The sequence below is a fragment of the Mesorhizobium sp. WSM4810 genome (assembly GCF_055811235.1).
Genome location: NZ_JBVVQV010000024.1, coordinates 43,291 through 64,602 on the forward strand (window position 1 = coordinate 43,291; position 21,312 = coordinate 64,602).

Annotated in this window: 18 protein-coding genes and 2 pseudogenes; 4 read left to right on the top strand and 16 right to left on the bottom strand. The window is 61.2% G+C overall.

Translation table 11 applies throughout. From position 1 onward, the window contains the following. Window positions 1-7: 7 nt before the first annotated feature. From AC0L3O_RS27090 to AC0L3O_RS27110, 5 genes are all read right to left on the bottom strand, one after another. Window positions 8-2,017, bottom strand: coding sequence for a glycoside hydrolase family 127 protein (locus AC0L3O_RS27090; protein ID WP_473617125.1), 2,010 nt, complete (start codon window positions 2,015-2,017; stop codon window positions 8-10). A gap of 27 nt (window positions 2,018-2,044) precedes the next feature. Next, entirely contained in the window at window positions 2,045-2,902 is an 858-nt protein-coding gene (locus tag AC0L3O_RS27095; RefSeq protein ID WP_023802294.1) for a carbohydrate ABC transporter permease, read from the bottom strand. Further along, window positions 2,902-3,828, bottom strand: coding sequence for a carbohydrate ABC transporter permease (locus tag AC0L3O_RS27100; protein ID WP_473617126.1), 927 nt, complete (start codon window positions 3,826-3,828; stop codon window positions 2,902-2,904). The genes AC0L3O_RS27095 and AC0L3O_RS27100 overlap by 1 nt, the downstream gene beginning before the upstream one ends. Before the next feature lie 177 nt (window positions 3,829-4,005). Continuing rightward, window positions 4,006-5,250, bottom strand: coding sequence for an ABC transporter substrate-binding protein (locus AC0L3O_RS27105; RefSeq protein ID WP_287249733.1), 1,245 nt, complete (start codon window positions 5,248-5,250; stop codon window positions 4,006-4,008). A 55-nt stretch (window positions 5,251-5,305) separates the two neighbouring features. Then, on the bottom strand, window positions 5,306-6,361 hold the full coding sequence (locus AC0L3O_RS27110) for a LacI family DNA-binding transcriptional regulator (protein ID WP_473535485.1): 1,056 nt from the start codon (window positions 6,359-6,361) through the stop codon (window positions 5,306-5,308). An 851-nt stretch (window positions 6,362-7,212) separates the two neighbouring features. On the opposite strand from AC0L3O_RS27110, the gene AC0L3O_RS27115 reads away from it, so the two are divergent. Continuing rightward, on the top strand, window positions 7,213-8,136 hold the full coding sequence (locus AC0L3O_RS27115; protein ID WP_473535486.1) for a metallophosphoesterase: 924 nt from the start codon (window positions 7,213-7,215) through the stop codon (window positions 8,134-8,136). A gap of 145 nt (window positions 8,137-8,281) precedes the next feature. Here the strand turns inward: AC0L3O_RS27115 and AC0L3O_RS27120 are convergent, their stop codons facing one another. The 4 genes from AC0L3O_RS27120 to AC0L3O_RS27135 form a co-directional block, all read right to left on the bottom strand. Next, window positions 8,282-10,933, bottom strand: a complete 2,652-nt coding sequence (locus AC0L3O_RS27120) for an adenylate/guanylate cyclase domain-containing protein (RefSeq protein WP_473535487.1) — start codon at window positions 10,931-10,933, stop codon at window positions 8,282-8,284. Next, window positions 10,918-12,102 (bottom strand): TfuA-like protein, encoded by a 1,185-nt coding sequence (locus AC0L3O_RS27125; protein WP_419697178.1) that lies wholly within the window; start codon window positions 12,100-12,102, stop codon window positions 10,918-10,920. The genes AC0L3O_RS27120 and AC0L3O_RS27125 overlap by 16 nt, the downstream gene beginning before the upstream one ends. Continuing rightward, a complete protein-coding gene (locus tag AC0L3O_RS27130) occupies window positions 12,102-13,244 on the bottom strand; it encodes a YcaO-like family protein (protein ID WP_473535488.1) in 1,143 nt (380 codons plus the stop codon). The genes AC0L3O_RS27125 and AC0L3O_RS27130 overlap by 1 nt, the downstream gene beginning before the upstream one ends. Before the next feature lie 115 nt (window positions 13,245-13,359). Continuing rightward, window positions 13,360-13,569, bottom strand: a complete 210-nt coding sequence (locus tag AC0L3O_RS27135) for a hypothetical protein (protein ID WP_031255812.1) — start codon at window positions 13,567-13,569, stop codon at window positions 13,360-13,362. A gap of 360 nt (window positions 13,570-13,929) precedes the next feature. Between AC0L3O_RS27135 and AC0L3O_RS27140 the strand changes: the two genes are divergently transcribed. After that, on the top strand, window positions 13,930-14,619 hold the full coding sequence (locus AC0L3O_RS27140) for an iron-containing redox enzyme family protein (protein WP_473535489.1): 690 nt from the start codon (window positions 13,930-13,932) through the stop codon (window positions 14,617-14,619). A gap of 245 nt (window positions 14,620-14,864) precedes the next feature. Here AC0L3O_RS27140 and AC0L3O_RS27145 read toward each other — a convergent pair whose 3' ends face one another. The 3 genes and pseudogenes from AC0L3O_RS27145 to AC0L3O_RS27155 all read right to left on the bottom strand — a co-directional run bounded on the left by AC0L3O_RS27145 (window position 14,865) and on the right by AC0L3O_RS27155 (window position 16,750). Further along, a complete protein-coding gene (locus AC0L3O_RS27145; protein ID WP_473535490.1) occupies window positions 14,865-15,341 on the bottom strand; it encodes a ferredoxin reductase domain-containing protein in 477 nt (158 codons plus the stop codon). A 242-nt stretch (window positions 15,342-15,583) separates the two neighbouring features. Continuing rightward, window positions 15,584-15,836, bottom strand: a pseudogene (locus AC0L3O_RS27150) (patatin-like phospholipase family protein); the annotation flags it as partial. 14 nt (window positions 15,837-15,850) lie between these two features. Beyond that, window positions 15,851-16,750, bottom strand: coding sequence for an HNH endonuclease (locus AC0L3O_RS27155; protein WP_473535491.1), 900 nt, complete (start codon window positions 16,748-16,750; stop codon window positions 15,851-15,853). Between the two features lie 198 nt (window positions 16,751-16,948). On the opposite strand from AC0L3O_RS27155, the gene AC0L3O_RS27160 reads away from it, so the two are divergent. After that, window positions 16,949-17,491 carry a dihydrofolate reductase family protein gene (locus AC0L3O_RS27160; protein ID WP_473480392.1) on the top strand — a complete coding sequence of 181 codons (543 nt, stop codon included), beginning with the start codon at window positions 16,949-16,951 and terminating at the stop codon, window positions 17,489-17,491. Between the two features lie 243 nt (window positions 17,492-17,734). Continuing rightward, window positions 17,735-17,840 (top strand): annotated as a pseudogene (locus AC0L3O_RS27165) (GntR family transcriptional regulator); the annotation flags it as partial. Window positions 17,841-17,970: 130 nt separating this feature from the next. On the opposite strand, the gene AC0L3O_RS27170 reads toward AC0L3O_RS27165, so the two are convergent. The 4 genes from AC0L3O_RS27170 to AC0L3O_RS27185 are packed head-to-tail and all read right to left on the bottom strand — an operon-like array spanning window position 17,971 to window position 21,296. Then, on the bottom strand, window positions 17,971-18,684 hold the full coding sequence (locus tag AC0L3O_RS27170) for an ABC transporter ATP-binding protein (protein ID WP_027156099.1): 714 nt from the start codon (window positions 18,682-18,684) through the stop codon (window positions 17,971-17,973). Continuing rightward, entirely contained in the window at window positions 18,681-19,421 is a 741-nt protein-coding gene (locus AC0L3O_RS27175; RefSeq protein ID WP_473480489.1) for an ABC transporter ATP-binding protein, read from the bottom strand. Before AC0L3O_RS27175 ends, AC0L3O_RS27170 begins: the two co-directional genes overlap by 4 nt. A 2-nt stretch (window positions 19,422-19,423) precedes the next feature. After that, entirely contained in the window at window positions 19,424-20,410 is a 987-nt protein-coding gene (locus AC0L3O_RS27180; RefSeq protein ID WP_128248390.1) for a branched-chain amino acid ABC transporter permease, read from the bottom strand. Window positions 20,411-20,423: 13 nt separating this feature from the next. Continuing rightward, window positions 20,424-21,296: a branched-chain amino acid ABC transporter permease gene (locus tag AC0L3O_RS27185; protein ID WP_128176818.1), complete on the bottom strand. Its 873-nt coding sequence runs from the start codon at window positions 21,294-21,296 to the stop codon at window positions 20,424-20,426. Window positions 21,297-21,312 lie beyond the last annotated feature (16 nt).

Sequence of the window (21,312 nt, forward strand, 5' to 3'; positions counted from 1 at the left end):
CCACGGATCACGAGTCTCTCAGCCAGACCAGCATCTCGCCTGGTTCGCGGTTGTCCCAGGCAAAATACGGCACGGCGGTGATTTTTGCTTCCTCAACCGCCGGCGGTTCGGTGCGATAGAGGCCGTTGTCCCAGTCTTCAAACGCCTCTTTCCTGGCAACAGCCGAAAGCGTCACGACGCCGCCCAAAAGGTTCGGCTGCTCGCGCGCCTCGATCGGTGCCGTCCGCGGCAAGGCGATGCGGTGCAGCTGGCCGGCATTGTCGGTCTCCTCGACGCAATAGATCAGCGGACCGCGGGCGAGCGCGACGCGGCCGATGTCCTGCCGCACCTGCGGATTGGCATAGAGCCGGTCGATGGCCATTTCGAGGTCGAGCTCGACCTGGTCGCCCTTGCGCCATTCGCGCCGGATCGCGGCATAGCCGTCGCTGGTGACCGCCCGCAGATCGACCGCTTCCCCGTTCACCTTGAGCGCCGCCTTGCGGCACCAGGCCGGCAGGCGCAGGTGCAAGGTGAATGTCGACGGCGCCTCGGGCTCGATCGTGATCGAGACCGCGCCGTCCCACGGATAGTTGCTGGTCTGGCGCAGCTCTATTTGCGTTCCTGCGATATCGAAACGAGCCGTGCTGTTTCCATAGAGATGGACCGCCAATGCATCGTCGGACAGGCCGTAGAAATAACTGCCGATCGAGGCGACCATGCGGCCGATATTGGGTGGGCAGCACGGACAGCGATGCCATTTCCAGCGGTTGTGCTTGCCCCGGCTTTCCAGCGGATTTTCATAGAAGAACAGCGAGCCGTCGAGCGACAGGCCCGAAATCGAGCCGTTGTAGAGCGCTCGCTCCATCATGTCGGCGTAACGCGCATTGGGGCCCATGCCGAGCATGCGGCTCGCCCAGAACACCAATCCGACCGAAGCGCAGGTCTCGGCATAAGCGGTTTCGTTGGGCAGGTCGTAGTCTGATGTAAAGCCCTCATTGTGCGACGACGGCCCGAGGCCGCCGGTGATGTAGAGGTTCTTGGTGGTGAGGTCGTCCCACAGCCGGTCGAGCGCCGCGCGCAGCGTGTCGTCGCCATATTCGGTGGCAATATCGGCCATGCCGGAATAGAGATACATCGCCCGCACCGCATGGCCGACGACCTTGTCCTGCTCGCGCACCGGCTTGTGCGACTGGCTGTATTCGTAGGTCTTGAAATGATAGGCTTTTGGGTCGGCGCCGCGGGCACGCGCCTCCTCGTCGAAATAATGCGGCTCAAGGCCGCGCTGGTCGATGAAGTATTTGGCCAGGTCCATGTACTTCTGCTCGCCGGTGACCCGCGCGAGCTTGACCAGCGCCAGCTCGATCTCCTCATGGCCGCAATAGCCTTTCTTCTTGCCGGGCTCGGCGCCGAAGGTCTCGGCGATATGGTCGGCATAGCGGCACATGATGTCGAGCAGCTTGCGTTTTCCCGTCGCCTGGTAGTAGGCGACCGCGCCTTCGATCAGATGGCCGGCGCAGTAGAGCTCGTGGCAGTCGCGCAGATTGGTCCAGCGCAGGCCGGGCTGGATGCGCTGGTACCAGCTCGACAGATAGCCGTCCGGCTGCTGCAGTCTGCCGTACATGTCGATGACGGCGTCGATCTTCTTCTCCAGCGCGTCGTTGCGGCGGCGGTACAGCGAGTAGGCGGCGGTCTCGATGGTCTTGCCCCAGTCGGAGTCCCAGAACATCTGGGTCGTCACCGTCGATCCTGTGAATTCGTTGCCGGCGGTGGCTGCTTCGTCCGGCGAAGGTGAGTGGAACGGAATGACGACGCCCGGCGATGGCCGATCCGGATCGATCTGCTCGAGCATGCGCGCCTCGACGCAGCGGTCATAGAGGATGCCGGCGGTCGTGGTGGCGACGGCATCGGCACGGTCACCCCAGAAGCCGCGCACATCGACCTGCGGCACCGGCAGCGGGCGGAAGGCGCGTTTTGGCCTGCCCGACTTGCCGGTTTGGTCCAGCTCGGCAGCCGGCTTGGCGGATTGCGATGCGGTCATCAATTTACTCCGGTTCAGTTCGGTTGGTCACTTCACGGCCCCTGCCATGAGGCCGCGGATGTAGAAGCGCTGCAGCAGCAGGAACAGCACCAGGCATGGCACCATCATCACGGTGACCCCGGCCTGCACCGCGCCCCAGTCGATGGCGCCGAAGCGGCCCGACTGCAGCGCCGTCATCATGATCGGCAGCGTGAATTTGGACTGGTCGGTCATCAGCACCAGCGCCGCCAGAAACTCGTTCCAGGCGCCGAGGAACGCGAACAGCGCGATGGTGACGATGCCCGGCCAGACCAGCGGCAGCATCACCCGCAGCAGCATGGTGACGTTGTTGGCGCCGTCCATGCGCGCCGCCTCCTCGATCTCGCGCGGCACCGCGTCGAAGGCGTTGCGCATCATGAAGATCGAGAACGGCAGCTGCAGCGTGACATAGACGCAAACCAGCCCGGTCAGCGTGTTGTGCAGGCCGATCTTGGTCAGCACCAGGAAGATTGGCGTCAGGATCGACTGGAACGGGATCATGATCGTCGACAGGATGAGGACGAAGAGCAGGTTCTTCAGCGGAAAGCGGAAGCGCGAGAAGCCGTAGCCGGCCAGCACGCTGACGATCACCGACAGCACCACGGTCATGACGGAGACATAGATGCTGTTTTGCGCCGGCAGCCAGAGACCGTCGCCGAAGGTGTTGAGCGTGGCGTAGTTCTCGACCGAAAAACCGGTCGTCGGCCAGGGCGGCAGCGGCGGCTGGCGCGATTCCTGCGCCGGCTTGAACGCCGAAAGCACGGTCCAGACGATCGGCGCCAGAAACAGCAGCGAGGCGATGATGCCCGTCGCGTGCTCGGCGATCTGCATGCCGATGCGGCGTTTTCGGCTCCTTGCCTGCGCCATCAGTCAACACCCTCCGGTTGGCGCAGCAGCCGCAGCTGGATCAGGCTGAGCGCGACCAGGATGACCAGCAGGACCATCGACAGGGCAGCGCCATAGCCGAGCTTGAACGACACGAACGACTGGTTGAAAATCCAGTAGACTGCGGTCAGCGTCTGGTTGCGCGGTCCGCCGCGCAGGATGATGTAGAACTGGTCGAAGGCGAGCACCGAGCCGGCAACCGACAGGATCAGCGCCAGCGCCAGCGTGCGGCGCATCAGCGGCAGGGTGATGGCGCGAAACCGCGCCAGCGGCCCTGCCCCGTCGATCATCGCCGCCTCCTGCAGATCCGGCGGGATCGATTGCAGGCCGGTCATCAGGATGATCATGGTAAAACCGGCCACCTTCCAGACGACCATGGCGATGATCGACCAGAACGCCGGCTGGAACGTCGCCAGCAGGTTGACCTTCTTCTCGGTCAGGCCGAGCTCGAAGGCGGCCGGGCTGAACAGGCCGGAATCGACATTGAGCAGCCACGACCACAGCAGGCTGGCCGAGGCGAAACCGATGACGGCCGGCATGAAGAACGACGTCCGGTAGAAGCCGGTCAGCGGCCGTGGCCTTTCGATGAACAGTGCCAGCGGAAAGGCGACGACGAAGATCGCGATGGTGACGATCACCGTATAGTAGCCGGTGAATTTGAGCGCGTTCCAGAACCTGGTGTCGCGCAGGATCGCCCAGTAATTGTCGAGGCCAATGAACGAGTGCGCGCCCATCAGCGGCCAGTTGTGCAGCGACATCCACGCCGTCATGCCAAGCGGAATGATGAAGAAGACGACGACCAGCGCGACGGCCGGCGCGACATAGAGCAGGCCGACGCACTGCCGGCGGCCGGCGCCGACCAGTTTGCGGCGGGAGGTTGGGGTGGAGATGGCTGCGATGGAGGTCATGCCTGCTCTCTCGTTAGCGCTACGTCCCCCTCCCCCTTGAGGGGAGGGTCCGGCCGAAGGTCGGGGGTGGGGTCGCCTGTGCAGCGCGCCGACGCAAAGAGAACGTCGAGCACTGCCGCGACGACCCCACCCGGACCTGCGGTCCGACCTCCCCTCAAGGGGGAGGTAAGCCGGCGCTTACTGCTGCGGTGCCGAATCGATGATCGACTGCATGGTTTCCTGCGCATTGGCGATGGCGCCATTGACGTCCTCGCCGAAGAAGACCTCGTTGACCATCTGGTTCCACGGACCGTTGGCGGAGTTGATCAGGTCGTTGAACACCACCGAATAGGGCGTGCGGCCCTTGGCCATGGCCTCGGCGGCGATCTTGTAGCGCGGGTCAAGGTCTTTCAGCGCCTCGTTGGCGATGTCGCCGCGCACCGGCAGGCTGCCGTATTTCGCCAGGATGGTCTGGCCCTCCAGCGAATAGGCGAAGTCGAGGAACTCCTTGACCACCGCGATTTTCGTGGTGCCCTTGGTGACGACGAAATTGTCCCCGCCGGCAAAGGACGACCAGCCGCCATCCTTGCCCGGCAGGAAGGTGACGCCGTAGTCGATGTCCGGGTATTGCGTGTTCAGCGCGCCGATGGCGAAGGCGCCGGACGGCGAGATGCCGATATTGCCGGCGGCAAACGCCGCAAAGAAGTTGGAGCCGGTATCGGTCTGCGCGCCTGCCGGCACCAGGTCCTTCTTGACCATCGAGCGGTAAAGATCGATGGCGCCGCGCAGCTGCGGGCTGTCGAGCGTCGCTTTCGAGCCGTCCTCGGTGAGGATGTCGCCGCCCGAGGCCCAGATCAGCGGCGTGAATGTGAAGATGTTGCAGCCGCCGCAATTGCCGGAGAAATAGAAGCCTTTGATATCGCCGCCAAGCGCGTTGACCTTTTCGGCATAGGCCTCGATCTCGGCCCAGTTGGTCGGCCCCTTTTCAGGGTCGAGGCCGGCCTGCTTGAACAGTTTCTTGTTCCAGATCAGCACCGAGCTATCGGCGGAGAACGGCAGCCCGTAGATGCGGTCCTTGTAGGTGCCGGTTTTGACGTGCGCCGGCGACAGACTGTTGAAATAAGGCAGCGATTTCGCCCAGTCGGTGATGTCTTCCAGCTGACCGGCGGCAGCGAAGGACGGCGTGTAGATCAGGTCGAGCGACAGCGCATCGGGTGCTGTGCCGCCGGCGGCGGCAGCGCCGTATTTCGGAATGATCTCGGCATTGGGGATGATGTCCAGCTTGATCTGGTTCTCATGCCCCTTGTTGAAGGCATCGACGATGCGCGGCATGAAGTTCGAGCCGTCGGCGCGAACCCAGATGTTCGCGGTCTCGGCGGCGGCGGCCGGAAAGCTCAGGATGCTCGCGGCAATAGCGAGCCCGGCAATCATAGTTCTTCTCATGGTTCTCCTCCTGATGGTTCTGCTTAGGCCGCGCTCCCCGCACGGCGTCTTAATCTCAGCCGTCCGGTGGACGGCCGCATGACTGACGCACCACCAGCCGGCACGGCAGTTTTCTTATGCCCGGCTCGGCGGGTTCGCCGCCGACGAGCGAAAGCAAGGTGAGGCCGGCCTCGCGCCCGAGTGCCGCCAGGTTCATGTCGACGGAGGTCAGCGGCGGGCGGGTTGCCTCGGCTACGATCTGCCAGTTGTCGAACCCGATGACGCCGACATCGTCCGGCACGCCAAGCCCGCGCTCGCGCAGCGCGTCGATGACGCCGCGCGCGATCTGGTCGTTGCCGCAAAACACGGCATCGGGCTTTTCGCCCCCGCGCTTCGACAGCTTGCCGTCGAAAAGCATCTTCACCGCCTCGTGACCCCACGCTTCCGACCACGATCCGAGCAATGGTTCCATGACCGGCAAGCCTTTCTCGGTCAGCACGTCACGATAGGCCTGTGCCCGCGCGTGCACCACCGCAAAACTCGCCGGCCCGCTGACATGGGCGATGCGCCGCCGGCCAAGCCGGCAAAAATGCTCGACCGCCAGCCGCGCGCCGCCGGCATCGTCAGAGACAAAGGCGATGGCGCCGGGATCGGGCTGGGTGAAGGCGTAGATCACGGGAACGCCGAGATTGGACAAGTCGACCGGCAGGTGGCGATCGATGCGCTTGCCGGTGGCGATGATGCCGTCGACGCGCTTGTCGAGCATGGCATCGACATGCAGCTGGCCGAGGCGCTGGTCATCCTCGACATTGCACAAAAACACCGAGACGCCCTTGTCGACCAGCGCATCCGAAATGCCCGACATGACCGGCAGCGAAAAGCGGCCATAGGTATCGTTGGTCAACAGGCCGACGGTAAAGGAACGCCGGCGCAACAGGCTCTGCGCCAGGCTGTTCGGGCGAAAGCCGAGCCGTTGCGCCGTCTCGCGAATGCGCTCGCGGGTCTCGGCTGTCATCCGCCCCTGCCCGTTGAGGGCTTTTGAGGCCGTCGCAACGCTGACGCCGGCGGTGGCGGCCACCTCACGGAGGGTGACCGGGTTTTTGGCGGGCGCTGGCGAGGCGTCGGAAACCATGGTGCGCGGCGAGTTCCTTGGTTGGGAAAAGGTTTTCTCTAATCACCCTGCGAGGCGCCGACTGGTGAGGTCAGCAGATGCAAGCTGATTTGGGAAAAGGTTTTCTCAGAGGGACATTAGGGGAAGGTGGTGGGGATGGCAAGAGGGGATGACAAGCAGGCGACGCGGTTGTTCGTCAATGACCGCCTTGCGCCATTTCGAGTCAGCCAGATGCATACTCGCGGATGACCGCAATGGGCCGTTTGCCGACCGGCAGTTTCTGGCGTCCAAAAAAGCGATAGCGGACATTCGATCCGGTAGGTCCGAGGTCCCTGACTGACCCGATTGAGACGTAGAACGCTCCATCGCGGTATCGAGCCGATGCCCGGCCGGCTCGGTCGCGCCACTTCCGGTCATTCACGACATTTTTCCAAACCGGACGATCGCGCTGAGCCCGGATCCACTCTCAAGGAGGTGGATACGGCGCAGATAAAGAGCGATCTCGGCGCCCTTCCGGAGGTCCGGCCGCCTGCAAGGACAGACTGCTGTATTTGAGTGGGCTTAAGGAAAGCTGCTGGATACACTGGGCACGAGCCGTCGCAGGCTCCCGTAGATGTGACCAAATGAGGGCTGGCACAAATTCACGTCGCTTTCGCTTCAACCCAATGCGATTTAACTCGTAAGTCGGAACGATAAACAATGAACCAATGCCGCGACGGACATTATCCTCCATCCAGACGCGCGGTCGTGATGCAATTGCTCGGCCTTGGCGCAGCAGCCATGTTCCCCAATGCCTCGTTGGGCCAGGCTGAGCCACAACGGCCCGAACCGACGCAACATTCATCTTTACCAGTGACGTGCATGCCTGCCGCATGGCCAGCGGCCTGAACCCCAATTGCGCGAATGAGGGCAAGCCGACGCAAGCCTCCTCCGTCACATCGCTCGCCATCAATCGCATTTCCGGCGAGAGTTGGCCAAGCCGAATTGACGGGGCCGCGACGCGACTTGCGGGTGCGGGGCACAAGATCGCGGAGCCGCTCGGCGTGATCATCGGCGGCGACATGACCGATGACGGGGGCGGTCAGGTCGCGACGCCCGGCGAGGGATCACAGCTTCGCCAGTTCAGCCAGCGCCACCAGGAGGGTATCGGTCCCGATCGTATCCCTTTTCCGGTTTACACCGGTCTTGGAAATCACGACCTAGATCAAGACGGTCCACCGCCTCATGTCGATTGGTATCGGCGAGAACTGCGGGATTATGTCGAACTCAATCACCGCACGACGGTATTTTTCAAGCCGCCAGTACCGGTGTTAAATTACGATGTAGCGTCCGACAGTTACTCGTGGGACTGGGGCGGACTCCATCTTGTCCAGGCGCACCGCTTCGCGGGTGACACCACGAAAGGCGCAATCAGCGGGCTGCCCTGGCTCAAGAACGACCTCGCCACCTACGCTGCCGATGGCAGGCCAGTCGTGCTGTTCCAACATTACGGCTGGGACCAATTCTCGACGGAACGATGGGATCCCGTCAGGCGGACTTTCGACGACGACGGGTCCGGCACGCCTCACTGGTGGAGCGATGCAGAGCGCCAGGCGCTGCAGTCGCTTCTCGCGAAATACAATGTCATCGGCATTTTCCACGGCCATCAGCACGAAACCGCCATGGTCTATCGGCACAGCGGATTGGATCTCTTCAAGCCGAAAGCCGCGTTCATGGGCGGCTTTGCCGTGGTGCATGTCACGGACGACTATTTGGACGTGGTATTCGCCGAGGCGTCGGCGGCGATGGCGAGGTGAAGTTTACTAACGCCTTCAGCAAACGCCTCGGGTAGCCCTGTCCTAACGCGCTGTTCTGCTTGCAGACTGTCGTCTTGCGAGCGCGCCGTGCCTTGGGACCGATCACGCGGGCCAACCCGCCCGAGATCAGCGTGTTCGAGGCCGACTAGCTGCACGACCGGGCGAGAGCTAGAACATCCTCCCACGAAGCGCTCGACCCCTTCGAAACACAGGATGCAAATTGCTCTTCACCAAGTGTTTCGCGGGTCACCGATATAATCTTCTGAAAATCGGCGTTGTCGGTCGGCTCGAACTGGGCTCCAAATCGCGTTAAACGCGCCTGGATGGCACCGATGGTCCAGGCAGCTTCCTTGGCGGCTCCCTTTGCCAGGAATACCCCGCTGACAGCGGCAGTCGCCAGGTTGACAACCACCGGGTAGTCATACCTCTCGCTGATGGCCAAGGCGTCGCGGGCCAACCTGGCTGCCTCTTTCCAGTCTCCTTGGTGCAGCCTGAAATGAGCCAGGTTCTGCAACAAATGACCTGGCCAGTAGGTATCCCCGAGACCTTCCAGCAGGGAAAGAGCTTCCTGATAGTATTTCTCGGCCGTCTTCTCGTCGCCTTCTGAACGGGCCCCTTCGCCGAAAGCGATCAACGCCACCACGGCCCCGTAGTCGTCGCCCAGGGCCCTGAAGAGTTCCAGCGACCCGCTTATCAGTTCGAGACCGGTTTCCAGATCTTCTCCCAACGTCACCTTGGCAATGCCCAAAATAATGCCGGAACTCGCTGCACCGGCTTGATTGCCAAGCTCCAGACAGAGCCTATGGCTTTCATTGGACAATTCGTGAGCCCTTGCAGGATCGCCCGACATGTAGCTGATCCAACCTGCTGCATCCAATATCTCGGCGAGCGGACCTGCCTCTCCTACGTGCCGAGCCTGCGCGACAGCTGCTTTCGACCACCGCTTCGCTTCAGAGAATTGGCCACGGGAGATCCAGAACCACTTCAGCGCGCAAAATAGCTTGGCCGTCCCGTCCGCGTCTGACTGCTTCATCAGCCATTCAAGAGCAGCTCTTATGTTGCCGGTCTCCTGGAAAAGCCGTTCGACGCAATCCCGTTGATTGTGCCGCATCACGTTCGGAGCATCGTCCGCGACGAGGGCGGCAAAGTAGCGGGCATGCTGCGCCTGACAATCCTGCAACGAACCCGACTGGCTCAGGCCTTGGCTGGCGTACTCTCGAATGGTGTCGAGCAAGTGGAGCCTTGGCTTCCCGAGCGTCACATTCTGATACACGAGGCTCTTTGTTAGAAGCGACTCCAAGTGTTCGACGGCCTCATCACCGTTGCACCATGGAGCCATCACGTATTCTGCCGCCGCCACGTCAAACCCACCCACAAAGACAGACAGCTTCCGGAACGCCTCGCGCTGGTCCTGCGTCAGAAGATCCTCACTCCATTGAATGGCCGCCCGCAAGGTGCGGTGGCGTGGGTCGACATCTCTCACCTTGTGCTTGAGGCTGTGCAGACCTCTGACAAGCCGCCGCGAGAGTGCGGCCGGATCCAGCACGCGTATGTGCGAAGCAGCGAGCTCGATCGCCAAGGGCAAACCGTCGAGGCGCCGACAGATTTGAACAATCTCACGGGCAACGTCGGGCGTTAGCCTAAACTCTGGACGTTCTCGCTGGGCCAGGTCGACGAAGAGCCGTACACAGGGGTTCTGCGAAACCTCGCCGAAAGGGGCCCTTCCATCGGGGAGAGGCAGCGGTCCCACGACAACTTCCGTCTCACCTCGAACGCCCAAGGTCTCCCGGCTGGTGACAATGAAAGCAAGATGGGGACATTCCTTCATCAACGACGTCACGGTCGGGGCACCGGCAATGACGTGCTCGAACGTGTCAAGAATCAACAACAAGTGCGCATCGCCGATCGAGTTGCGCAGGGACTCGATCGCAGAAAGTCCAGCTACTTCCTGTATGCCTAACGTCTGGCATATCGCAGACGGAATCAAATCTGCACTGTGGATGTTGCCGAGCTGGGCAAAGAATACGCCACGAGCGAAGGATTGTATCAGTGACCTGCCAACCACGAGCGAAAGAGACGTCTTTCCAGAACCGCCCGTGCCGGTGAGTGTGACCAATCTGCGCCCGCTTTCGAGGATAAGTCGCCGGACCTTCTCGACGTCCGCGTCCCTTCCGAAGAATGCCTCCGGCTCGAGAGCGAGATTCGTCCTGTTTGCACCCATCGACGAGATGGGCGCAAAATCGCTGGGCAGTCCTGGAACCACCAGGTCGAACAGCGCTTCCGGATAGCGCAGATCTTTCAGGCGGTGGAAGCCAAGGTCGCGGATGTGCATGCCCGGCTGAATTGCACTTTGAGAGATATCATCACGGACGGCATGCGAAATCACAATCTGCCCACCGTGCGCAACTGCACTTATTCGAGCCGCGCGATGTACTTCTATGCCCACGACCGCGGATTCATGCCGCTGCACCTTGCCAGCGTGCAAACCCATTCGCACTTTGGGCTCGCACCCCTTAGCCCATTTTTCCTTGCTGATTGCAATTTGGGCGTCGATCGCTGCCCGAACCCCCAGGTCCGCGCCGGGGAACAGCGCGAAGATGGAATCTCCGGCAACCCCGACTTCCTCTCCTCCATGCGACTCGATGGCGTTTCGGAGCAGCTCACGGTGCCGCGACAACATCAATGGATAGACATCGGCATATCTGTCAACGAGCCCTGTCGACCCCTCGATATCCGTGAACAGCATGCAGACGCTTTCACTCTGCAAGCCGTCGCTGCTGGTTAGTTGCGTTCCCATTGTGGTTGGTGTTCCATAGGTTCCTGAGCACTTGCAGGCGGAAAGAGGATGCGTCTCAAGCTTTTCGTCAGGGCGTGCAGGTCCCGCTGCTTCGCCAAGTCCGGCGTCGACAATCTCCCACTGGTCGCCAGCTCGTTCCAACACGAGACTTGGTGGGCGCACGCAAGTTCCAGCTCGGCGTCTTGAAGGTCGCTCGCCTCAGGTGAAATCCCGAGTCGCCGTGCCTCCCTCACCGCTCGATTGAATACGTTGAACCCTGTAAGAGCGGCGTCGAAGTCGAAGGAAGTGCTGATCGCGGCCCAGAGCGTATTTGCCTGCTCGACCGTCAGCTTGCTGGTGATTTCTTGTGTTGAAAGTCCATGCAGATGCATGCGGTGAATGTATCCGGAAACCACGATCCACGCCACCAGATCATCTCGAATTGCATCTATTTTGGTGCCGTCGAGCGGGTCAGGCCCACGCTCGCGCCCTTCGTCCAACAATCCGAACAGTCCAGGCCCATATTTTGGCGGCTGTGGTCGCAAAGCCCCCGTCCGCAACCATTTTTCGAGCCTGCGAAACGCCAGCTTCGCGTCCTGCCGCTTTGCGTCGGCCCCCTTGAGAAACTCTTGCGTCGCCATGGGAGGTATGACCCCGGCATCCTTGAACGCCGCGCTCCATGTGCGATGAGAGTAATGCGTTGATTTGGCAGCTGCAACGATGGAAACACCGTCGGCTGCCGTCATCACGCCAAGGTTCACGGCTCGGCGCAATGCAACACGGATATTGATGAGCGGGTCTGTCAGCGACGGATAGGGCCTATCCTCCCTGAACGTGACGGCGACTTCATCCTCGGAGGATATCGCGCGCCGCCGGTATAGGCGGTAGACGATGCCAATCCCCAGCGCGCCAGCCGGGTAACAGTCTGCGGAACGCAGCGCGCCCATGCTCGAAGCTCCGATGACGACAGCTCCGTCTTTGATGACATCAATGACCTCGCGCGGGGGAACAGCGAGTGAGCCGCCAAAGACACCATCGATTATGAGAAAAATGGAATGCTTGAGGATACGGTAGCGATAGAGGTCACCGCGCCGGCAGGGCCGCGCCACCAGGGCATCGGGCAGAACCGAGAGAACATCCGATCGCGGCGCCGTTGGCCCAATGAAAACGATCGGCGGCAGCTCATGCATCACAAGAGGTGTCTCGCACATCTCCAGCCGACGCGATGGCGGTCCGCGACGAAGGCGGAGAGGCCAGGCACCCTGACCCTCACGACTGCAATGCCTAGATCGTCGCGTTTCATGTCCACGGCGATTGCTTGCCGGATGCCCACCGATCCCAGCCGATCGAGAATATAGTCAGTTTCGGATTCCAGATCGTCGAACGCCCTGCTTCGAAGCGCTGAGAACGGGACCATCGGCGCCTTGCAGAGCAGATGCCGTCTTGCCGAGAGCGTGAACGGCCGAGCCGTGGCGGACAGGCCGTTGAAAGTGTCTCTTGCGCCCTGAATGACGCCAACACGCGACTGGAATGCTTCGGTAACCGCTCGCCGAAGGGCCGTTTCTGTAACTGGGTCGGCTCCCCAGCCACCGAAGACATGCGTGATCGGGCCATGCTCGGTCAGGAAGGCGCGATCGACCAGCATGCAGCCGACAACCGGGATTTCCAGATCGCTGGTCAGGTCCTCAAGAACGACATCCATGCCGGCTTCGGTCGCGGACAAGACGAAGCGCTTACAGGACTCTGGAATCGAGTCCGGATCGATCCTCGCCTTGTGGGGTGGCACGCGCCCGTCATCCCCGAACAGATCGAAGAACTGATGCTGGCTCACAGCGTCTCGCTCTATCACTTCCAGGAGCGCATGGCGCAGCGCCTCCGAATAGGTAGCGGCTGCGGCCAGTCCGTTCGTATCGACATGATCCAATATTCCCTGCTTGGGCGGCGTCCTAGCGAGGTCGGCCGCGATCCAGATCGGCCGGGAACCGTATAGATCCCAGGCCTCGACCCATTCGAACTCCAGGTTCGCTTGGTAAGCGGTCCGCGGCGGCAAATCGAAATCCAGAGGATCAGCGACGTTGACACCGGATGCGCGAAGCTGCTCGAAGCTCGCACAGCGGGAGGGAGCAGCAATCCGCTCGGCCGCGACCCTTTCTACCGCCTCCATGATCGCGCTGATCCGCGCCGATCGCCGGTCCGGCCCCTTCCCCAAATGGGTCGTCAAGTCGCTTGCGAGCGGCGAAATCGCCGCGAACACCGGCGCGCCCACGCAGTCAAGGGGCGTGATATCCGCCAAGCGTGTTATTGGCAATCGGTCCAGTATCCCTTCAACCAACTCTTCAACGAAGCCAAGGTCGCAAACTCTTCCGCTTTGTGGCGAGAGTTTCCCGAAAGTCTCTGCCTTCGCGGCGGGCCAGGTGCTAAGCCGGGACGTCAGTGCCTCAGCCTTCTTACAAGCCGCAAACTGCGAAATGGTAATCTTTGTTGTGTAAGGTGAGATGAGACCCGGTGCTTTCCGCGATCTTTTTAAGAACCGTTATTTCATCAGGACTCAAGTTCGAAATCACATCGTGAACATTCGGCGGCAACATGTTCTCTTGGATGTCGGGGATTACCCCGCTGTCTTTCAAGCTTTGGAAATTCTTTGCAAAATCCGGCATCGGTTCCCCCTGAATCTCGCGATCTGGAAACAGTCTGTGAAGCAGCAATGCGAAGATATCGAGCGCTATTGTAATTGGTCTCCTGGAACTGTCCAGTCATTATTAGCAGGTCATAATACACCTGAATTGCCTGAGCGCTGCGGAGGATTCTCGTTCAGGGGCAGGTGTCGTCGTGGCCGACAGTAGTGACGCTGATGACGTCCGAAGTGACGAGTTGAATGTGCACGCGAGTTCCAGCAGAATGGGTCACATCTCAGAACGCCAAGGCGAATCGGAGGGAGTTTGCCGGGAGTTCGACGGCTTGGCCCCCTCGGCTCATGAGCGCTCAGCTCGTTATGTCCTCTCATGAAGGTTGTAGGTATGTCCATCGCCAACAGTGAAAGCGTCAGGACCAAAGTCGCTCTCTGTATCGGCCCGCTCGAGGCTGCGTTCGAGAAGCTGTGGGGCCACGATCCGCTGGAACAGGTCGTCCCACCCTACCTTGTCTTGCTTCACCAGCTGATGCGGGCCTCAGTCCCGTTGATGGGCCGTGGGGCTGAAGTCTGTGAAAAGCTGGCGGCAACGGATCCTTTGGCGAGAAGGTTGGGTGCTTATTATCTCGGCCATATCGAAGATGAGCGGGACCACGATGCTTGGGCGCTCGAGGATCTTGCTTCAGCAGGTTACGATGTGGACTGTGCGCTTTCGATTGTGCCCTCGCCCCAGTTGGCCAATCTCGTTGGCTCGCAATATTACTGGCTGAACCATCACCACCCGATCATGCTGATGGGATACATCACAGTTCTCGAAGCATTTCCTCCTTCCAAGCAGCGTGTCGATGAAATCCGAGATCGGTCGGGCGTTCCTGAAGCGGCATTCAGGACATTGAGAATTCATGGAGAGCTTGATCCGACACATAGTGCCGAGATCGACGACACATTGAATGAACTCCCGCTGGGCAAAACCCATCTCGAAATGATTGGCGTGAGCGTCCTTCATACTTGCGAGTGGCTCTCCAGGAGCGTCCAATCCTTGAGACCCGTCGAGTCTTTGGCGAGAAGGGTTCGCTGACATACAGCAACCGCGTTCGACAGATCGCATAGCCGACCTGCTCGTTCGCTGTGTGCAAGGTGTAGCCAGCTCACCGTCTGCACAATTTGGTGATGTAGAGGTGACAATTGTGCGCCGCATCGAGCAGGATCTCTCCGGGCGCACAAAGATGCTCCACGCCAGACCTGGCGAAGCGGACGCGCGTTGGGCCAGCGACAGCCGATTGCGGAGGCATGGAATTGCCCACCGCGCCCCCGAAACTTTCCTCATGATACTGCGAGAGTGCGTGCCGATCTCCGCGAAGCAGGCCCGAACCGTCTGCATAAACGGCTCGGGGCCGCAAACGTAAGACGTGCGTGGTGAAGGTCCGGAACCAGCCGCAAGAGCATGGGGCCGTCGATCCGACCCTTAGGGCCCTGCCACGCCGAACCTTCCTGGCTGCAGATGAAACTTACATCGACATTGGAGAATCGCGCGGCGAGCGCCTCCAACTCGGAGCGGAAGGCGATGTCGTCCGCCGTCCGAGCGCAGTGAATGAAACGGATGTCATGGCCAGATGCCCGGTCGGTTAGCGCCCGCAGCATCGACATAACGGGAGTGATGCCGCTGCCGCCCGAAAGGAAAAGCGGCTTCTCGCATGGTAGATCGTCGAAGTTGAAACCTCCGACAGGCCCTTCTATTTCAATGTCGTGGCCTGCCCGGAGATTATCGTGGAGCCAGTTTGAAACGAGGCCGCCCTTCACTCGCGTCGACGCGTGGGAGGATCACCCAAGCTTGGTAGCAACGGCTGGCTTCGGTAGCTCCAGCCGTAGCTCGAATGTCTGCAACGGAGAAGCCTGATCAACGTCCGGAATTGGCGCAACTACGATGTCCAGAGTAATCGCCGGCAACGTCTGCTATCGGGCAACAGCAAAGATCACCTCAATGGCCGACATTGGGCGCGTTGCTGCCATTCGCAACGCCGAGAATGAAGGTCTCGAACGGGTCAAAAGCGACAGTTCCAACTCTCCCCTTCGCGAGGCGCACCCCTGCACCGACCACCTTCCCGCTTTAGCTCGTCCATAATGTCAGCCGTTTCGGCCAGCAAGGCATCGATCTTCATGAAATGGAGCAAGCGGTATTTCGACACCGCCGGGCGGATCAAGATGATCGAGCTGACACTGCCTCACCTTGTTGGCAATGATCGACCGCATCATCAGTTGCGCGGCGCCGAACATCGGGTCGACTGAGGTCGGGTGTCCGGCGACGCGCCTCACTGCTTGAAGCAGTGGTCGCGGTGCCATTGCAGGAAATGAGCATGCGGGCGTTCAAACTGTCGGCGAGGCGGAAGCGCGCGACGGGCCTTGTTTATGAATGCCTGCACGCTGTCGAGGTCGTTGACCTGTCGCGAGATCAGAATTTCCAAGTCATCGGATAGGCTGATCAATCCGCGATCGAACATCCAGTGTGCTGTACCAGACAGTGCGATCCCATTGTTGATGACATCCGGGCCGTTCGCTTCGACCGGTCGAATATGGGCGGCGGAAACTTCGGCCCGGCCGCCGCCATTGATCAACTTCAGTCCCGTGATCGCGCACCGCTTATCATAGGCGCGCAAGACGATGCGACGAAAAATGCGATCCCGCACAATTCGCGATTCGATGTAGCTTACGCGATCACGGCTCTGCTCGAATTCGAATGGCGCCTGCTCATCCTGAAAGCCAGCAGATGTACCGGTCTCATCAACGCGCGGTAGCAACAACTCATTCGTCTCCAGGCCCAAATCGATAATGCGGTTGAAGTCGCTTGGACTGATCGGCCGGACGGCCGATTGGGCGCGACCGGAAATCCGCTCTTGGTCGTTGAGCAAGCCTCGTTCAACGAGACCGTCAGTTCCGTTGAACGGGACAGGATTGACGAAATCGAGATAGGTTCCGGGCTCAATCAGAGCGAGATACATATCAGGCGTCACAGGATCGGGAATGACCTGTTGGACTTTGGCTACCGCGTAATAGCCACGGGTATCGGTTACCTTGCTAGGCTCGTAGTAAATGATCCAGTCACCCACGCATGCTTCGACACGACGTAGATACGGGCGAGGAAACTGGTATTGCTCTGCGGGGCGGTCGTTGTAGATCGAATCTGGGCGGTGAATGAAGACCCCGAATCCCATGAGCTTCCTGCAATGCGTTCTTTGGGAATATCTGCGTCAGATGTAACACCAATCCGATCTTGGGAACTTAGTCCAGGTCGGAGAAGCTTTTCCCCATGGTATCGGTCCTTTGGAGGCGAATAGGGAAAGCCCCTAACAAGCGACCGCGCTATTTTCACGGAACGTGTCGCGAAAGGCCTGTGACAGAAGGAGAGCGCCATGCGAAAACTCATCGTCACCGAATTCATCAGCGTCGATGGCATCGCCGAGGTCGAGAGGCTGCCTGGCGTGACCTGGAACGATGAAATGCAAAGGTTCAAGGAGGATGAGCTTGCCGACAGCGGCGCCATGCTTTTGGGGCGCACGACCTATGAGATTTTTGCCGGCTCATGGCCCAAGGAAACCGGAGATTTCGCCGACCGGTTCAACGCGCTGCCGAAATATGTCGCGTCGACGAGCTTGAAGGCGCTCGACTGGAAACCGGCCGAGCTGCTGAAGGGCGCATTGCCGCAAGCGGTCAGGCAACTGAAGCAAGGCAGCGGCGGCAACATCTATGTGCATGGCAGCCTCAGCGTCGCGCAGGAATTGCTGCGCCATAACCTGGTCGACCGCGTCAGGTTGCTCAGCTACCCCAGCGCCGTCGGCCAGGGCAAGCCGCTGTTCCCGTCCGGCGAGCAGGTGCCGCTCGAGCTGATCTCGGCCACGCAATTCAGCAACGGCGTGGTGGCGCTCGAGTATGCGGCTGTGGTTGCGAAGTCGTGATGAGCGAGCGCCGATGTCGGCCAATCTCCCCACTCGTGGGGAACTCGTGGGGGAGATGCCCGGCAGGGCAGAGGGGGCGCGAAAGAACGCAAGCATTTGAGTTTTAGCTGCCGTAACGGCGCAGTTGCGATTTAGGTTGGCGGGACAGAGCCCCCTCTGGCCTGCCGGCCATTTCCCCCACAAGGGGGAGATCGGCAGCTTCAGCCTACGACGCGCTACTGGACGGCTCGCTGAAGCCCGGCGGAGCGCGAGCTTTCGCTGCGGCTAGGCGTGTCGCGACCGCTACTGCGAGAGGCGCTGCGCTCGCTTGCCATGCTCGGCTTTCCTGGACCTCCGCCACGGCAGGGGCCGCCGCCGTCGCGCTCGCGCGCGCCATCAGGGCCTGCCACAGCCTCGGTAGGCTACCGCGAGACTGTGACAGCGGCTCGGTTGGACAATTCACGACACAGTTTGCAGTACCTATAAAGTGCCAAGCGGCATCAGGCGCCGCCCATATAGATGTCCATGATCTGTCGGTCGTTGCGGACATCTCCGGGCGTGCCTTCGAAGCGCTTTTCTCCGGCGGCCAGGATATAGAGCCGGTCGGCGATCGGCATGGCCTCGCGAATATTCTGCTCGACCATGAGAATGCCGATGCCACGCGCGGTCAGCACCTTGATGCGCTCCAGCGTCTCGCTCACCATGGCCGGCGAAAGGCCGGCGGACGGTTCGTCGAGCAGAATGAAACGCGGTTCCGACACCAGCGCGCGCGCCAGCGCCAGCATCGCCTGTTCGCCGCCTGAAAGGGCTCCGGCCGTGGTCTTGCGCCGCCGCGCCAGCGATGGATATTGGTCGACCAGAGCCTCGATGCGCCTGTCCACCAGCTTCCGGTCGGCAATGGCGTAGCCGCCCATGCGCAGATTTTCCATCACCGTCAGCCGTGGAAACACGCCGCCGCCCTGCGGCATCAGCACCAGGCCCTGGCGCACGACTTCATGAACCGGCAAATTGCCGATCGTTTCGCCGCCAAGCCCGATTGTGCCGCCCCATACCGGCAGCGCGCCGGCGATCGCTTTCAGCAAGGTCGACTTCCCGCAGCCATTGGGGCCGAAGATGCAGGTGATCTTGCCGGCTTCCGCGACAAGGGAGACGCCATGGACGATCTCCTGCTTGCCGTAGCCCGCAACGACGCTGTCTGCGACCAACGTGCTCATTGCGGACGCCCTAGATAGGTCTGCATGACTTCGGAATTTTGCACGATGTCCTCGAACGCGCCGCTGGTCACCACCCGCCCTGAATCCATGACGATGATGCGGTCGCAGACATTGCGCACCATTTCCATGTCATGCTCGATGACGAAGAAGCTGGTTCCCTGCTCGCGCAGCCTGGCGATCGCTTCCAGGATGATCTTGCGGATGTTGGGGTGGACGCCGGCCGTCACCTCGTCGAGCAGGATGAGGGACGCCTGGCGCATGATCACGCGGCCGAATTCGAGCAGTTTCTGCTGGCCGCCGGACAAGTCGGACGCGCGGTTGTTGGCGACCGGTTCGAGATGCAACAGCGCCAGCGTCTCGTCCGCCCGCTGGTGCGCGCCATGCCAATTACCCTCAGCAGCCGCGGCCAGAAGGTTCCCACTGACTGTCATGTTCTCGAACAACGCCGGGATCTGAAAGGTGCGCGCGAGGCCGAGGCGGGCTATCGTATAGGCCTTTTTGCCACCGATCTCATGGCCGTCGAACAGGATCTGCCCGCGATCGGGCGTCTCCATGCCGGCCACGAGGTTGAACAGGGTCGATTTGCCCGAGCCGTTGGGGCCGATGAGGCCGGCGATCTCGCCGCGTCCGACCTCCAGGTCGACGCCGGCGGCTGCCTGGATGCCGCCGAAATGCTTGTGCACGTCGCGAACGAAGAGGATGGGCTGGTCGCCTGGCGCGGGCGCTTGCGCCGTCATGCTCACGAGCGTCCTCCCTGGCGGGAGCCGAGCAGGCGTCCGAGCACCGTGTCGAGCACGCTGCCTGATTTCCCGCTTCGCCGCGCAAACAGGCCGACGATGCCGTTGGGCAGGAACAGCACCACCAGGATGATGGCGGCGCCGAGAATGGCGATATAGAAGGCGGTATCGCCATAGTACATCCAGATAAGCCGGTTGACGAAGAACAGCGCGACGCCGCCGATGGCCGGCCCCCACAGGCTGCCGAGCCCGCCGAGCAGGACCATGACGACCATCTGGTCGGTGATGTCGCCGCCGAACACGCTCTTTGGATTGATGAAGGTCACCCAGTAGGCGAAAATACTGCCGAACACGGAGGCGACGACGGCGCTGAGCATGAAGGTCTGCAACTTGACCAGCGAGGTGTTGATGCCCATGGCTTCGGCCGCCGGTTCGTGATCCCGTAAGGCCTTGACCTTCAAGCCGAAGCGGGAGCGCTCGAACAGCGACCAGGTGAGGAAATAGGTCAGGACTGCGGCCGCGAACATGGCGAAGTAGAAGAAGCGCTCGTTGAGGAAGGGAGGCAGGCCGATACCGCCGGTTCCGCCGGTGAAATCGACGACGGTGGCGAACTGCATGAGCACTTCGGCGAAGGCCCAGGTGGCGATGGCGAAATAAGCGCCGCGCAGCCGCAATGTCGGCGCGCCGATGACGACCGCAAACAGGGCTGTGACGATCATGCCGATGGGAATGGTTGCGAGGAACGGCACAGCGAAATCCGCGCCCATCAGGATGGCGGTGGCGTAGGCGCCGATGCCGAAGAAGGCCGAATGGCCGAAATTGATGTAGCCGGCATAGCCGCCTAGCATGTTCCAGGAACAGGCGAGCCCCGCCCACATCAGCGCGCCGGTGGCGATGCGCAGCCAGTAATTGTTGACCAGCACCGGCAGCAACGCCAGCACGACGAGGATGACGACGAGGAGAAGCGGGCCGGCCCAACGATTTTTCATGATCTGGGCCATCTCACAGTCCGCGCCGCAGGATGCCGCGCGGGGAAATCAACAGGACAAGGAAGAGCGTTGCGAAGATCGCGAGATGCGAGTAGCTGGCTCCGCCATAAGTCGCGACAAAGGCTTCGATGACGCCCAGAAGCAGGGCCGCCACAAGCGCGCCGCCCAGCGAGCCCAGCCCTGCCAGCACGGCGACGAAGAAGGCGAACAGCGTATAGCGCAGGCCGATCTCCGGATTGACCGAATAGATGCCTCCCATCAGAACGCCCGACATCGCCGTGATCCCCGCGTAGAGCCCGTAAACATTGGCGCTGAGACGCCGGATGTTGACCCCCATCAAGGCGGCGTTCTGGCGATTTTCGGCCGTCGCCCGGATCGCCAGCCCGTAGCGCGTGCGAAAGAGAAAGAAAAACAGCCCGCCGGCGATGAGTACCGCGAACGCCGCCGCCGCCACCCGGATCAGGGGCACCGTGACCGGGCCGATCATGATGCTGTGACCGCTAAGCGCCGTCGGCACGCTATGCGTATTGAAACCCCAGACGGTCAGCATTCCGCCGCGCAGCAAGGTGAAGATGCCGAAGGTCAGCGCAAGCGCCATCAGTTCGGGTCGCGCCGTGCGGCTGTTTCGAACATTGTAGATCATCGGCCCCATGAGATAGCCGATCGCGCCGAACAGGACGAAGGCCATCGGCATGGCGAGGAACCCGTCTATGCCGAGAAAGGCCGCCATGTAATAGGCGAAGTAGCCGCCGAGCACGACCCATGCCCCGACCGCAAAGTCGATGACATGGAGCACGCCGAAGGTCAGTTGGAAGGCGATCGAAAACGTGGCGATGACACCGCCTATCAGTAGGCCGTTGAGCAGGGTTTGAAGAAAAAGATCCAATGGCAAACCTGTCCGT

Excerpts from the sequence above, each read along its gene's own strand:
- AC0L3O_RS27105 (WP_287249733.1), bottom strand. The coding sequence starts at position 5,250 with ATGAGAAGAACTATGATTGCCGGGCTCGCTATTGCCGCGAGCATCCTG.
- AC0L3O_RS27180 (WP_128248390.1), bottom strand. The coding sequence starts at position 20,410 with ATGAAAAATCGTTGGGCCGGCCCGCTTCTCCTCGTCGTCATCCTCGTC.
- AC0L3O_RS27175 (WP_473480489.1), bottom strand. The coding sequence starts at position 19,421 with ATGACGGCGCAAGCGCCCGCGCCAGGCGACCAGCCCATCCTCTTCGTT.
- AC0L3O_RS27140 (WP_473535489.1), top strand. The coding sequence starts at position 13,930 with ATGTCCATCGCCAACAGTGAAAGCGTCAGGACCAAAGTCGCTCTCTGT.
- AC0L3O_RS27100 (WP_473617126.1), bottom strand. The coding sequence starts at position 3,828 with ATGACCTCCATCGCAGCCATCTCCACCCCAACCTCCCGCCGCAAACTG.
- AC0L3O_RS27170 (WP_027156099.1), bottom strand. The coding sequence starts at position 18,684 with ATGAGCACGTTGGTCGCAGACAGCGTCGTTGCGGGCTACGGCAAGCAG.
- AC0L3O_RS27120 (WP_473535487.1), bottom strand. The coding sequence starts at position 10,933 with ATGGGAACGCAACTAACCAGCAGCGACGGCTTGCAGAGTGAAAGCGTC.
- AC0L3O_RS27090 (WP_473617125.1), bottom strand. The coding sequence starts at position 2,017 with ATGACCGCATCGCAATCCGCCAAGCCGGCTGCCGAGCTGGACCAAACC.
- AC0L3O_RS27135 (WP_031255812.1), bottom strand. The coding sequence starts at position 13,569 with ATGCCGGATTTTGCAAAGAATTTCCAAAGCTTGAAAGACAGCGGGGTA.
- AC0L3O_RS27155 (WP_473535491.1), bottom strand. The coding sequence starts at position 16,750 with ATGGGATTCGGGGTCTTCATTCACCGCCCAGATTCGATCTACAACGAC.
- AC0L3O_RS27125 (WP_419697178.1), bottom strand. The coding sequence starts at position 12,102 with ATGCATGAGCTGCCGCCGATCGTTTTCATTGGGCCAACGGCGCCGCGA.
- AC0L3O_RS27110 (WP_473535485.1), bottom strand. The coding sequence starts at position 6,361 with ATGGTTTCCGACGCCTCGCCAGCGCCCGCCAAAAACCCGGTCACCCTC.
- AC0L3O_RS27095 (WP_023802294.1), bottom strand. The coding sequence starts at position 2,902 with ATGGCGCAGGCAAGGAGCCGAAAACGCCGCATCGGCATGCAGATCGCC.
- AC0L3O_RS27115 (WP_473535486.1), top strand. The coding sequence starts at position 7,213 with ATGGCCAGCGGCCTGAACCCCAATTGCGCGAATGAGGGCAAGCCGACG.
- AC0L3O_RS27160 (WP_473480392.1), top strand. The coding sequence starts at position 16,949 with ATGCGAAAACTCATCGTCACCGAATTCATCAGCGTCGATGGCATCGCC.